This window comes from Mycobacterium sp. PS03-16, assembly GCF_004570325.1.
Lineage (GTDB): Bacteria > Actinomycetota > Actinomycetes > Mycobacteriales > Mycobacteriaceae > Mycobacterium.
Genome location: NZ_SPQO01000001.1, coordinates 158,430 through 171,077, shown reverse-complemented (window position 1 = coordinate 171,077; position 12,648 = coordinate 158,430). Strand labels below are relative to the sequence as shown.

Here is a 12,648-nt window from a genome sequence, read left to right as displayed (position 1 = left end):
ACCCACCGTGGGGGCACGCGAGGAGGAGAGCCGACGCCGGCGCGCGGCGGTGTTCGCCGCGACGTGGGAGATCGTCGCGGCGGACGGCTTCTCGGCGGTCACGATGCGGCAGGTCGCCGAGCGGGCCGGGGTCGCGCTGGGCACGATCTTCCTCTACGCGGCGAACAAAGACGAACTGCTGTTGCAGGTCTTCGGGGAGCGGCTGGCCGCGCGGTGGGACGGCTTCCTGCGGGCGTCGGAGGGTGAATCGCCGCTGCGGCGGGTGGAGGCGTTCTACGACGACTGCCTGACGATGTTCTTCGCCGACGTCGACAACATCGGCGCGTATTACGCTCTGCTGCTGCGCTATCCGACGACGAAGTTCCCCGAGGTGGTGGAGCTGCGGGCGCGCCTGCGCCGCATCCTGCGTGACGCCGAGGCCGACGGCTCGCTGCACGCGGACGCCGATGCGGCCGCCCTCGACCAGGCCTACTACGGCATCTTCGCGATGGCCGTGCTCGAACACGTGCACGTGGGAGACGAGGCGCGCACCCGCGCCACGATGCACCGCGCGATGGCGCTGCTGCGTCGCGGGGCGGAATGCTGAGGATGCGCGAGCATTTCCACGGGGGATTCCCGGCGACGCCTATGTTGTCGAAAACCGCCCTTCACGGAGTCGCTTCAGAGCCCGTCCGTCATTCAGTTCGGGTCGATTCTCAGGTAGCTGCCAGTAGTGCCGCACCATCCAGTACAAGCCGGCCCCTCCGGGCAGGTAGATGTCCGCGCCGTCGATGACCTTCTCGTCGCCGTCTCGCAGCACAAGCACGATGGCTTTGCGCGTTTTCTTGGATTGCGCGGTGTCCCGCACGTCTGCGATGTCGTCCCAGTCGACCGACTCGGTGTACGCGATGTTCGCGATGTCGATTCCATCGGCGGTGAAGTCGACGTAGCCAATGCCTCCACGCCGCCAGCCTCTGACCAACCCGACTATTCCCACCAGTGCCGCGAATCCCGCAACAATGGGCGAGAAGAGTCGCATACCGCCCGACATCGAAATATCGAGTGCGCCCAAGGGCAGAGCGATAGCGATCGCCAACATGCTGCAGATTCCCAGCAGCAGACTCAACACACCCAGTACAGCGAACCGTCGGTCCGGTAGGAGCGTCGTCCCTGCCGAGTCATTCTCCGCGCGCATCGACGTTTGGCTCCGGCGAACAAGTTGAAGTGCGACCACCACCAGTACGAAACTCGCTGCAAGCGTCAACGCCACGAACGCGGTCAAGTAGCTGGCCCGGAACAACGACCGCAACCCAAAGACAAGCGCTGCCACCGCCGGCGCAAGGCCTGCGACGCTGACCCAGGTCAGCCGCCTGTCACCTGACACCCAGCCTGGAGGCTCCGGCAATTTCAGTACGGACAAACGACGTCTCCGATCTTCTTGCCGAGCTCCGCGAATCCCCATCCACCGAGCAGCGCGCCGCCCGCCGCCAGCGTAGGAACCATCACGGGCGCCAACGGACCCGTCGCCGCTCCTGCTACCGCCCCACCCTCAGCGAGCGCCCATCCGCCGAGCCCACCGCCGCCACCACCGAAAGCTGCAATACACGCATCCCTGCCGGACTCAGCCATCACCATGTCGAACACCGTCGTGGCCACTCCAAGCGCCGGACCACCGAATTTCGCAGCCTTACCGATGTTGTCTACAGAGTCGGCCGTCAGCATGGGCAGGCTTCCACCGTTCACAGCATGCTTCTCCAGCCCGGACAGCGCTGAGCCTGCGCCGAGCGACATGTTGTCGATCAGCTGGACTGGTACTGCCTGGTGGCGGCCGCCCGCCGTTGTGAACCCCGCGCTGCGATGCCCCGTCGGGTCCATCGACATCGAGAAGTTCGAACCGTCCGGCCACGTGACCGACGTGTAGTCACAGTTGTTACTGAGGTCGTGCCAGGAGCTTGACCGTGAGATCTCATTCCCGTCCTTGTCGTACTGCTCCACGGAGACGAAATTCTGCTTGCTTGGCCACTGGAAGGGGTCTTTCTTGGTGATCACCTGCTTACTGCCGTCCTGCATGATCACCGTTGTGACCTCTTCCCCGTAGGAGTTCTCCGACTCGATGACCTCACGGATGGTGATCGCCATGTCTCCGTTGCGCAGCGCCTGTTGGTCGAGGAGGCCAACCGGGTCCCGAGGATCGGGCACCTGATCTCGAGGTCGTAGCGGCCCTTCCGGTATGGCAAATGGGGCACTGGAGGGCTTGGCTTCGACGAATCCAAACTGGGCACCCGCAGCGGCAACGGCATTCGCTGTGTCCTCGTCGGCATCGCCGAGCACCGTCAGGAGCTTATTGATCTCGGCTTGTTCCGCGGCTGCCAGCTTCTTCAACTCAGCGAGATCGTCGGCCGACATCCGCACCGGGTCGATCAACACAACCCACTGATCTGTGACAGTGAGGGGACCGGCATCGACGTGATCCGCCTTGTTGAGAAGCGATGACCGGGCAGCTCCGATGGCGTCACTTCCCGTGTCGAGTGCTGAGGCGACGGACTTCGCGTATGCCTGCACGTTGGAGGCGTTGCGGTTAGCTCGTCCGAACATCGCACTCGCCGCGTCGTGTGAGCGGCCGGACCAAGCCTCGGTTTCCGGCATGTTCGCGCAGGCCTGGTCGACACCGTTCACCGCACCGGCGACCGAGTCGGCGGCACTTTTGACCGCCGGGGCCGCGGCGGTCATCACATCGGGGTTCCAGCCCCTCAAAGTGGGCCTCGCTGGAAGCATCGCTCAAAACAGCCCGTCGAACTGGCTGGCCAACGAATCGTCCGCGACCTCGAAGGCATCGCCTGCGCCGCGCACAGCAGTCCCCATCTTCGCGACGTTCTGCGATAGCTCATCGGCCATCCGGTTGAAGTGCTCGCCCACTGCCGTCACCGCCCACTGTGTGGTCGACCCCGGAAGCGCATCACCGGCTGCCGACGTCTTTCCTTCGAGGTCTGCTGCGCTGATGTGTCCCGCCGCGATCTCGACCTGGGCGGCAAACGCGCGCAGAATCTCCGGATCAACCAGCATGTCGTCCTCCCTCACGCGCTCTTGATGGCTCTTCGATTCTCACTCAGGCCACGAACCTCGAAAGACGCTGATTCTGTGTCGACGGCTGGGACGGGCACTTTGCGATCTGCGGCTCCGATACTGGCAACCGGTCAATCATTCCGACGTGAATCAGCTCGATGACTTCGGCGGCGCGCGCCGCCGTCTCGACAACGCCTCGGAACCCGTCCACCCGCAATTTCCACTACCGTAAATAGGTGCCCACCATCGAGGTCGCCCACCCGCCGCAAGCCCTCCTCAGCGCCATCAACCCCACACTGCGCCTCGCCCTGCGCACGCCGCTCGGTGGTGCGCTCAAGGACTTCATGGTCGTCGGCTTCACCGGCCGCAAGACCGGTCGCCGCTTCGCGGTTCCGGTCAGCGCGCACCTGATCGACGGCAATCTGCACGTCATCCTCGAGGCCGGGTGGAAGCACAACTTCCGCGACGGCGCGCCCGCCGAGATCACCTACCGCGGCAAGACCGCGTCCATGCAAGGCCAGTTGATCTCCGACCCGGACACCGTCGCCGACCTCGTGCACCGCGCCGCGCAGGGCTACGGCGCCAAGAAGGCGCAGCGCATGATGGGCTTCCGGTTCGGCGGCGACACCGTCCCGTCGCTGGCCGACTTCACCGAAGCCGCGAAACGCCTCAAGATCGCCGCCATCCGGCTCACCCCGGAGATCTAACGCTCCATCCGCGCCCGGATCGTCGCGAACACACTCCAGCCGATCAGCGTGCGCAGCGCAATCGAGAAGATCGCCGCGACCGTCACCCCGGGCGTCGCGATGTCGTTCCCGTTCCGGCCGCCGCCTCCCCCAGCGACTCGGAACTCAGCGCGCCTGGCACCAGCGCCCAGAACGCCGCCAGCATCATCACGATTGCCGGCGGCGACGTCTTGATCCGCGCCCCCAGCATCGCGAAGGGCACGACCAGGAACGCGCCCACCGCACCGGCGTGCGTCGGCGACAGCACCAGCCCGCCCACCTTCTGCCCGATCAGCGCCACCCCGATCGCCGCGACCAGCCACAGCAGCGACCCCTTCGGCGCCGACAGGTAGATGTAGAGCCCGACCCCGATGACCACCACCGCGACGTACAGCGACCACGACCCCAATTGCGGCGACGGCGGCTGCGGCGCCAACCGGCCCGCGATGTGCACGCCGAGCCCGACCCCAAACACCAGCAGCGCCAATTGTGCGACGCCGTCGATCAGCCGGCTGGCCCCGCTGATCACCTGCGCGCTGGCCAGCTCCATCGCCGCGATCGCCTGCAGCAGTCGGCGGGCCCGGCCGGGCCGATCACTCACCCGGTGATTGTGGCCCGCGCAGATCTAAGCCGGTCGCTCATTTTTGTCTGCTAGACCGAATACTGTGAGCGAGAATGAGATTGATCTTGATGCCCTGGCGGTGGACGGGCATGGCTACACCGTCGACGACGATGACGACGACGACCCGGTCCTGCTCGACCACAACGGCCAGCCGACCCAAACCTGGCGCGAGCACTACCCGTACGACGAGCGGATGCCGCGCGTCGAGTACGAGAAGTGCAAGCGCAAGCTACAGATCGAACTGCTCAAGCTGCAGCGTTGGAGCAAACGCACCGGCGCCCGGCACGTCATTGTTTTCGAGGGACGCGACGCCGCCGGCAAGGGCGGCACGATCCGGCGTTTCACCGAACACCTCAACCCGCGCGGCGCCCGCGTCGTGGCGCTGGAGAAGCCGAGCGAGGAGGAGAAGTCGCAGTGGTACTTCCAGCGCTACGTCCGGCACCTGCCCACCGCCGGTGAGATGGTGCTGTTCGACCGGTCCTGGTACAACCGTGCCGGTGTGGAGAAGGTGATGGGCTTCGCCACCCGCGAGCAGCACGCCGAATTCATGCGCCAGGCACCGCTTTTCGAGCAGATGCTGGTCAACGAGGGCATCCACCTGACAAAGTTCTGGTTCTCGGTGTCCCCGGCCGAGCAGCGCACCCGGTTCGCGATCCGGCTGATCGACCCGCTGCGGCACTGGAAGTTCTCCGACATGGACCTCGAGTCGGCACGGCGGTGGGACGACTACACCGAGGCCAAGGAACAGATGTTCCTCGCCACCGACACCGACCACGCGCCGTGGATCGTCGTCAAGAGCAATGACAAGAAGCGCGGCCGCCTCAACGCGATGCGGTTCCTGCTGTCGAAGTTTGAGTACGACGACAAAGACTGCGACGTCGTCGGCGAGCCGGATCCGCTGATCGTGGGGCGTGCGCTGGAGGACTGATCACGGCCGGAACTGCAGAATCCGATCATCCCCGTCCCGCGCATCCCCACGCCCGTCGCGGTTGCTGGTGGTGAACCACAGCGACCCGTCCGGCGCCGCCACGACCGTGCGCAGCCGCCCGAACTGCCCGACGAACAGCGGTGCCGACTCCCCCAGCGCGCCGTCGGCGCCGACCGGAATCCGGAACAGCCGCTCGCCGCGCAGCGCCGCCATCCACAGCGACCCGCCGTAGAACGCCAGCCCCGACGGCGACGCGTCGTCGGTCGACCACTGCAGCACCGGGTCGATCAGTCCCTCACGCCCCGACCGGCCCTCGGCCAGCGGCCACCCGTAGTTGCCGCCCGGCTCGATCAGGTTCAGCTCATCCCACGTGCGCGCGCCGTACTCCGACGCCCACAACCGCCCGGCCGCATCCCAGGCCAGCCCCTGCACATTCCGGTGCCCGTACGACCACACCGGCGACGCCGGGTCGGGGTTGTCCGACGGCACCGACCCGTCCGGGTTGATCCGCAGGATCTTGCCGCCCAGCGACGACCGGTCCTGCGCCAGCTGCGGATCGCCCCGCTCACCCGTCGCCACGTACAGCTTGCCGTCCGGGCCGAACGCGATCCGCCCGCCGTCGTGGATCGACCCCGCCGGGATCCCGGTGAGGATCGGCGTCTGCGCGCCGAGCGCCGACCCGTCGAAGCCCATCCGCACCACCCGGTTGTCCCCGCCGGTGGTGAGGTACGCGAACACCGTCTGCCCCGCGGTCGCCAGCCCGAGCAGCCCGCCCTCGCCACGCGCCTGGACGTCGGCCACCCGCCCGACCTCGGTGACGACACCCGGCTGCGTCAGGTGTTGGATGGCGCCGGTGTTGCGCTCGGCGATCAACGCGCTGCCGTCGGGCAGGAACGCGATCCCCCACGGCACGGCCAGCCCGGTCGCGACATCCGCGACGCCCGGCGGCTGGCCGTGCGACCGCGGGTTCTCGGTGCAGGCGACCACAAGGAGGAACGCCGCAAGAGCGATGACGAGGCGCGCAGAGGTGACCATGCCCGGGAGTACCCCGCGACACCGTCGCTCACGCGGCCGCGACCAGCCGCCGGCGGCGCACCGTGCCGCCCAGCGCCACCCGCAGCTGCCGGCGCGCCCGGTGCAGTCGCGACATCACCGTTCCGACAGGTGTTCCCATCATCGCGGCGACCTCCGCGTACGGGTATCCCTCGACGTCGGCCAGGTAGACCACCATCCGGAACTCCTCGCGCAGCGCCGCCATCGCCGCGTACACCTCGGAGTCCGGCTCGAAGTCCAGGAACGCCGCCTCGCACGCACCGCCGACCTGGTCGCCGATCTCGTCGGTCGGCACCTCCGCCACCCGCCGCTGCGCCGCCCGGTAGTTGGACACCCAGGTGTTGCGCAGGATCTGGTACATCCACCCCCGGACGTTCGATCCGTCGTCGAACGTCGCGAAACTCCGGTAAGCGCGCAGCATTACGTCCTGCACGAGGTCCTCGGCGTCCGCGTCGCGCACTGTCAGCCGCCGCGCGGCGCGTACCAGCTCCGCCCGTAGTGGAGCCACGTCGCGCTCGAATCGTCCTGTCAGATCGTTGAATTCGCGCTCGGTCAGGTCAGGAAGGGAGATCGGGTGGACCGTTGTCGATGTCATGTCTTCGACGCTATGCGGAACCCGTTGCCCAGTAACGACTCTCACATCGAACACATAGAGACAACCACGTTGCCGAGACGCGCGCGGCCCCCGGTCGTGCGACCGGGGGCCGTGCAGTGAATCAGGTTCAGCGTCGCGAGACGGCACCACCACCGGGACCGAGGAACACCAGCAGCAGGAACGCGAAGCAGTACAGCACTGCGGTCTCGCCGCCGTTGACCAGCGGCCAGAACCCGTCGGGGAAGTGCCGCCAGAAGTACGCGACCGCCATCATGCCGGAGGCGACGAACGCCGCCGGCCGGGTGAACAGCCCGATCGCGACGAGGCCGCCGAGAACCACCTCGAGCATCCCGGCCCACCACATCGGCCAGGCGCCGAGCGCGGCCGGCGCACCCTCGGGCCAGCCGAAGAGCTTCGCCGTCCCGTGCATCACGAACAACAGCCCGACGACGATCCGGAAGACGCCGACCCCGACGTCTGACTGCGATCTGAGATGGGTCTCCAGCGTGGCAGTCCTCCGGCGCTCATTCATCGCGAACAATGGCTTCCACCTTCCGTATTCGAGTCGACCTCACGCGGCGCGAGTCACTCGACATCGTCAGCGGGCGCACCGGCCGGCGTCACGCCGCTCATAGACGATTCATAGGCCGCGACGGCGCCACGGCCTCTTCTTATGAGGTTTCTATGAGCCCTATGTGCGGCCCGGGCCGAACCGCGACAATGGGACCGTGACATCCGCGCCGGTCAACGAGCAGGGCCCCCGCCGCGCCATCCTGGGTCAGCTGCCCCGGATGACGCGCGCCGACGGGTCCGCGATCCGGGTGCTGCTGGTCGACGACGAACGCGCGCTGACCAACCTGATCCGGATGGCCCTGACCTACGAGGGCTGGGAGATCGACGTCGCGCACGACGCCGCCGAAGCGCTGGCCAAGTACCGCGCCAACACCCCCGACGTGCTGGTGCTCGACATCATGCTGCCCGACACCGACGGCCTCGGCGTGCTGGCGCAGATCCGCGACTCCGACACCTACACGCCCACCCTGTTCCTCACCGCCCGCGACTCGGTGACCGATCGCGTCACCGGGCTGACCGCCGGCGGCGACGACTACATGACCAAACCGTTCTCGCTCGAGGAATTGGTTGCCCGCCTGCGCGGTCTGCTGCGCCGCACCGCTTACCTCACGCCCGCCGACCGGGAGACGCTGCGGGTCGGCGACCTCACTCTGGACGCGGCCAGCCGCGAGGTCACCCGCGCCGGAACGCCGATGGCGTTGACCTCCACCGAATTCGACCTGCTGCGCTTTCTCATGCGCAATCCGCGCCGGGCGCTGAGCCGCGCCGAGATCCTGCGCCGAGTCTGGGAGTACGACTTCGGCGGCAAATCCAGCATCGTCGACCTGTACGTGTCGTATCTGCGCAAGAAGATCGACGCCGACCACCCACCGATGATCCACACCGTGCGCGGTGTCGGATACATGCTGCGGCCCCCCGAATGACGCGGATCTGGCGGAGCTGGACGCTGCTGCGGCAGCTGGTGGTCGGCGTTTCGGTGGTCGTCATGATCGCCGTCGGAACGATGGGGACGCTGTCGGTGCTGTCCCTGCGGTCCTCGGTGCTCGGCATCATCGACAGCCAACTCGCGGGCGCCGCCGACGGCAGCCTCAGCGCGGTGGAGAAGTACCGGGCCACCCCCGGCCCCGGCGGTGCCATGCCGCCGCCCGGGGCGATGAAACCGCTGACCAACCTCATCGGGCAGGCGCCGGGCAACGTCGTCGCGCTGATCCAGAACGGCACGGTGGTCGACTCCGCGCATTTCGTCGACGGGGAGGCACGCACCCCACCGCAGGCCGCCGTCGAGGAGATCGCCGACCTCAACTGGACCGACCCGCAGCCCCGCACCGTCGAACTGCCGGGGCTCGGGTGGTACCGCATGGCCAGCCGGCCCGTCGGCGACAACGAGGTCATCGTGACCGCGGTGTCCCGCACCCCCGCCTGGCAGGCGATGCTGCAGGAGACCGCGGTGGTCGCCACCCTCACCGTGCTCGCGATCATCGTCACCGCGATCAGCACGCTGGGGATCGTCCGGTTCGCGCTACGGCCGCTGCACCGCGTCGCCGCGACGGCCGCCGAGGTCGCCACCCTGCCGCTGGACCGCGACAACTACGCGATCGCTCCGCGGGTGCCCGCCGGCGACACCGACCCCCGCACCGAGGCCGGGCTCGTCGGCGACACCCTCAACCGGCTGCTCGACCACGTCGAACGCGCCTTGGCCGATGTGGCCGCCTCCGACCGGCGCATGCGGCAGTTCATCACCGACGCCAGTCACGAACTGCGCACGCCGCTGGCCGCGATCCACGGCTACGCCGAGCTGACCCGCCAGGACAGCGCGGTGCTGCCCGAGATGACCGAGTACTCGCTGGCCCGCATCGAGGCCGAGACCCGGCGGATGAGCGCGCTGGTCGCCGACCTGCTGCTGCTGGCCCGCCTCGACGAGGGTCAGGACCTCGACACCACCGAGGTAAACCTCACCGAGCTGGTCGTCGACGCGGTCAACGACGCCGCGGTGTCCGCGCCGACACATCACTGGCGCACCGAGGTGCCCGACCCGGCGGTGTGGGTGCGCGGCGACCGCGCCCGGCTACACCAGACCCTGGCCAATCTGCTGTCCAACGCGCGGGTGCACACCCCGGACGGCACCACGGTCACCACCGCGCTGACCCGAGACGGCGACGCTCGCGTCGAGCTGACGGTCAGCGATGACGGACCCGGCATCGACCACGATCTGCTGCCGCACCTGTTCGAGCGCTTCGTGCGGGCCGACAAGTCGCGGTCACGGGAGGCGGGCAGCTTCGGGTTGGGCCTGTCGATCGCGTCGTCCATCGTCGAAGCCCACGGCGGCAGTATCTCGGCGCGGTCCGAATCCGGGGTCACCACGTTCACCGTCCGATTGCCGACGGTGCCTGCGCCGGTCGAGCACAGGGCGACGGTCCCGGCACGGTAGAGCGCAGCCGAGTCGGTCAGGTACGGGAGCGTCTGCTCACGTGCGATGTCATCTCCGTGACCACCGAGCGTCCCTCACCGCGCGGCGTCCGGCCGGCCGCCGCACACAGCTCGTCGATCGCCGCGGTCATGCCCGTCGCGATGCCGTCGACGTCCGGCACGGTGTCCGGGCACACGCCGACACACAGGTCGATGACGTCACCGTGCGGCGTCACCGTCACGTCGAGTCCGCGGCGGTCCACCAGCGGCTCGGCGACATACATCGCGGCGACCTGAGCGCCGGAGCAGAACACCGGCCCGGTGCGCGTGCCGACGAACGAGATACTCCCGTGGCACCGCGGACCGCGCCAGCCGGCCACCCCCAGCCCCCGGTACACCTGTGCAGTGGCCCGCACCGCCCACGGCGGGAACAGCGACAGGATCTCCGCGACATCGACAGTCGCATCGGTGATTTCGTCACGGCTCGCGATGTTCAGCCGCTCGGTGGCGGTGTGCAGGTCGGTGAGCACCTGCACCGGATCGTCGAGGTGCACCGGCATGTGCACACGGCCCATCGCGGCCGGGCCGCCGTTGGTCGCGGGATCACCGGCCGGCGCCGACAGTGGCACCGTCATGGTCAGTGGCGCGCTGGGCATCCTGTCGTGTTGCCGCAACCACGCCCGCAGCGACAGCGTGCACGCGGCCAGCACCACCGTTGCGGTGTTGGCGCCGAACGCCAGGCTGACGTGCTGGACATGGCCGGCGGGTATCGATGCGAACGCCAACGCTCGCCGCGTGGTCATGGGCGTGTTGAACGGCGTCGCGGGTACCGGGGCTGCCGCCTCGGTATGCCGCGCCGGGCCGGCGCGCAACCGGCGTCCGAGCGACGGAAGCGCACCGGTCACCGTCTCGGTCACCGTCCACATGCCCGTGAGCTGGTTCTCGACGAACTCGCTCACCGTGTCGGTCAGGAGTTGCCCCGACGACGGGGCCGGTCCCAGGCCGGGCTCCACCGGCCCGCCCGATGCGCCGGGCGTGCCGGTGGTCAGGCACTCCCACATCGCCGCGACACCACGTCCCTCGTCGCTCAGCACCGGCGACATCCGCACCGCGAGCGCCCAGCGGCCGCCCGCCAGGCCGTCGATGCTCCACGCCTCCCACAGCGCGCGTGGATCCGCCAGCGGACCGTTCACGAGCGTAATGAGGTCACCGAGCTCACGGTTCCCGCCGGGCGCCACCACGCTCGCGGCGTGGATCTGTGGCGTCGGATCGTAGTCGTCGATCTCCGCCCACAGGGGTTGGCCGACGAGCGGCTTATCCACCAATCGGCTACGGAAGCGGGCGAGCCGCGGCAACGCGCAGGCCGCCCACCGTGCCAGCCGGCGGTGACTGAGTGGTGTCGACGCTTCGAGGACGAGCACCGCCACCGTATGCGCCGGCGTGGTCGGGGTCTGCAGATTCAGGGCCATCGCATCAGCGGCGGCCAGCCGGGTCACCATCAGGGGACCTGATCGCTGACGACCGCCAGTTGTATTGCGGGGCAGCGCAGTTGCGTCATCCCGAGCCGAGCAATGTGTCCACACTCGACCTGTCGCCGGCCGCGGCGGCGGCCATCACGATGGTGTGCGCGCGGTCGGCTTCGGTCTGCGCCGGCACGACCAGCAGGGTGATGTCATTACCGCGCCCGCTCGAGATGCCGATCGTGTTCGGCGGCTGGCGGCGGAAGCCGTCGAGCTTGACGGTGTGACCGTCGATGCGAATCTTGCGTGGTGCATCGGCCCACTCACCGAGGTGATAGGCCACCCGTTCGACGGAGCCCAGCCGAACGGACAGTACGGCGAGCAGATCGGGGAGTTCGGTGGAGAGGTCACCGCTGTGGGGCCACCACCCGCCGTCGACGTAACCTGACGCCGGCGCTTTGCGCTTGAGCCGCAGTCGAGGAGTGTGGTCGGGGCCTTGATTCGGCCGGCTGGTGCCGGTGTGTGATTGCTGGGAAAACATGGGGGACGATCCCGTCCGAGCCGTCGACCGGCTCAGTCACACCGGCGGCGACACAACTGAAGATGGTCGCGTGCGGGGTACCGCCGATACGGCCAACTGTACGCCCGCCGCTGTGCATTCCATATTTCGGTGCCAAAAGCATTGTAGAAAAACAGAAATGGGCCGGCGGGTATCCGCCGGCCCATTCTAAGATCTGGAGGTCTAGACGACCGTCACTCCGACAGCCTGAGGCCCCTTGGCACCCTGTTCGACCTCGAACTGCACGCGCTGGTTGTCCTCGAGCGAGCGGTATCCGCCGCCCTGGATCTCGCTGTAGTGGACGAACACGTCAGGCGCGCCGCCGTCGGGAGCGATGAAGCCGAAGCCCTTATCGCCGTTGAACCATTTCACAGTTCCCTGCGTCATACTGTTTCCAACTACTCTCATTCTCAATGGATGTAAGACACATCCACCACCAAGGTAGCACGCCCCTTGACCCGCTGAAGAATCTTCTTGCCTGGGAATCAAGAAAATTCGCGCGGTCCCCGGTTGGACCGCCGCATCGCTTCAGTCCGCGCCCCGCTGGGTGTAGCGTCGAAGGTGAGTCGTTGGCCAACCGACACAGATCCCGACGCCCGTCCTCCGTCGCGCGCCGCATTCTCAAGACAAGCGAGGACGCTTTCATGCCGATTTCCATTGTGCTGCAAATCTGTTCGGCGCGGAC

General features: G+C 67.9%; 15 protein-coding genes. 5 read left to right on the top strand and 10 right to left on the bottom strand.

Features of this window, described 5'->3' with window-relative positions; genetic code table 11:
* The first annotated feature begins 7 nt into the window (after positions 1 to 7).
* A complete protein-coding gene (locus E4P42_RS00940; protein ID WP_167759307.1) occupies positions 8 to 586 on the top strand; it encodes a TetR/AcrR family transcriptional regulator in 579 nt (192 codons plus the stop codon).
* A gap of 39 nt (positions 587 to 625) precedes the next feature.
* Here E4P42_RS00940 and E4P42_RS00935 read toward each other — a convergent pair whose 3' ends face one another.
* The 3 genes from E4P42_RS00935 to E4P42_RS00925 form a co-directional block, all read right to left on the bottom strand.
* The gene (locus tag E4P42_RS00935; protein WP_135122474.1) at positions 626 to 1,105 is read right to left on the bottom strand and encodes a hypothetical protein; all 480 of its coding nucleotides are present in this window, start codon (positions 1,103 to 1,105) and stop codon (positions 626 to 628) included.
* Positions 1,106 to 1,386: 281 nt separating this feature from the next.
* Positions 1,387 to 2,709, bottom strand: a complete 1,323-nt coding sequence (locus tag E4P42_RS00930) for a hypothetical protein (RefSeq protein ID WP_245233827.1) — start codon at positions 2,707 to 2,709, stop codon at positions 1,387 to 1,389.
* A gap of 48 nt (positions 2,710 to 2,757) precedes the next feature.
* Entirely contained in the window at positions 2,758 to 3,042 is a 285-nt protein-coding gene (locus E4P42_RS00925; RefSeq protein WP_135122472.1) for a hypothetical protein, read from the bottom strand.
* A gap of 236 nt (positions 3,043 to 3,278) precedes the next feature.
* Between E4P42_RS00925 and E4P42_RS00920 the strand changes: the two genes are divergently transcribed.
* On the top strand, positions 3,279 to 3,749 hold the full coding sequence (locus E4P42_RS00920; RefSeq protein ID WP_135122471.1) for a hypothetical protein: 471 nt from the start codon (positions 3,279 to 3,281) through the stop codon (positions 3,747 to 3,749).
* An 82-nt stretch (positions 3,750 to 3,831) separates the two neighbouring features.
* On the opposite strand, the gene E4P42_RS00915 is transcribed toward E4P42_RS00920, so the two are convergent.
* Positions 3,832 to 4,368, bottom strand: a complete 537-nt coding sequence (locus tag E4P42_RS00915) for a hypothetical protein (RefSeq protein ID WP_135122470.1) — start codon at positions 4,366 to 4,368, stop codon at positions 3,832 to 3,834.
* A 64-nt stretch (positions 4,369 to 4,432) separates the two neighbouring features.
* On the opposite strand from E4P42_RS00915, the gene ppk2 reads away from it, so the two are divergent.
* Positions 4,433 to 5,317: a polyphosphate kinase 2 gene (ppk2, locus tag E4P42_RS00910; protein WP_135122469.1), complete on the top strand. Its 885-nt coding sequence runs from the start codon at positions 4,433 to 4,435 to the stop codon at positions 5,315 to 5,317.
* Here the strand turns inward: ppk2 and E4P42_RS00905 are convergent, their stop codons facing one another.
* The 3 genes from E4P42_RS00905 to E4P42_RS00895 form a co-directional block, all read right to left on the bottom strand.
* On the bottom strand, positions 5,318 to 6,352 hold the full coding sequence (locus E4P42_RS00905) for a sorbosone dehydrogenase family protein (RefSeq protein WP_135122468.1): 1,035 nt from the start codon (positions 6,350 to 6,352) through the stop codon (positions 5,318 to 5,320).
* Between the two features lie 28 nt (positions 6,353 to 6,380).
* The gene (locus E4P42_RS00900; protein WP_135122467.1) at positions 6,381 to 6,965 is read right to left on the bottom strand and encodes a sigma-70 family RNA polymerase sigma factor; all 585 of its coding nucleotides are present in this window, start codon (positions 6,963 to 6,965) and stop codon (positions 6,381 to 6,383) included.
* 127 nt (positions 6,966 to 7,092) lie between these two features.
* Entirely contained in the window at positions 7,093 to 7,497 is a 405-nt protein-coding gene (locus tag E4P42_RS00895) for a DoxX family protein (RefSeq protein WP_135122588.1), read from the bottom strand.
* Between the two features lie 259 nt (positions 7,498 to 7,756).
* Between E4P42_RS00895 and E4P42_RS00890 the strand changes: the two genes are divergently transcribed.
* Positions 7,757 to 8,461 (top strand): response regulator transcription factor, encoded by a 705-nt coding sequence (locus tag E4P42_RS00890; RefSeq protein WP_167759316.1) that lies wholly within the window; start codon positions 7,757 to 7,759, stop codon positions 8,459 to 8,461.
* A complete protein-coding gene (locus E4P42_RS00885; RefSeq protein ID WP_135122465.1) occupies positions 8,458 to 9,966 on the top strand; it encodes a cell wall metabolism sensor histidine kinase WalK in 1,509 nt (502 codons plus the stop codon). The genes E4P42_RS00890 and E4P42_RS00885 overlap by 4 nt, the downstream gene beginning before the upstream one ends.
* 16 nt (positions 9,967 to 9,982) lie before the next feature.
* Here E4P42_RS00885 and E4P42_RS00880 read toward each other — a convergent pair whose 3' ends face one another.
* The 3 genes from E4P42_RS00880 to E4P42_RS00870 all read right to left on the bottom strand — a co-directional run bounded on the left by E4P42_RS00880 (position 9,983) and on the right by E4P42_RS00870 (position 12,350).
* Complete coding sequence (locus tag E4P42_RS00880; protein WP_135122464.1) at positions 9,983 to 11,443, bottom strand: wax ester/triacylglycerol synthase domain-containing protein; 1,461 nt, start codon at positions 11,441 to 11,443, stop codon at positions 9,983 to 9,985.
* A gap of 55 nt (positions 11,444 to 11,498) precedes the next feature.
* The gene (locus E4P42_RS00875; protein WP_135122463.1) at positions 11,499 to 11,945 is read right to left on the bottom strand and encodes a DUF5994 family protein; all 447 of its coding nucleotides are present in this window, start codon (positions 11,943 to 11,945) and stop codon (positions 11,499 to 11,501) included.
* A 201-nt stretch (positions 11,946 to 12,146) separates the two neighbouring features.
* Positions 12,147 to 12,350: a cold-shock protein gene (locus E4P42_RS00870; RefSeq protein WP_135122462.1), complete on the bottom strand. Its 204-nt coding sequence runs from the start codon at positions 12,348 to 12,350 to the stop codon at positions 12,147 to 12,149.
* Positions 12,351 to 12,648 lie beyond the last annotated feature (298 nt).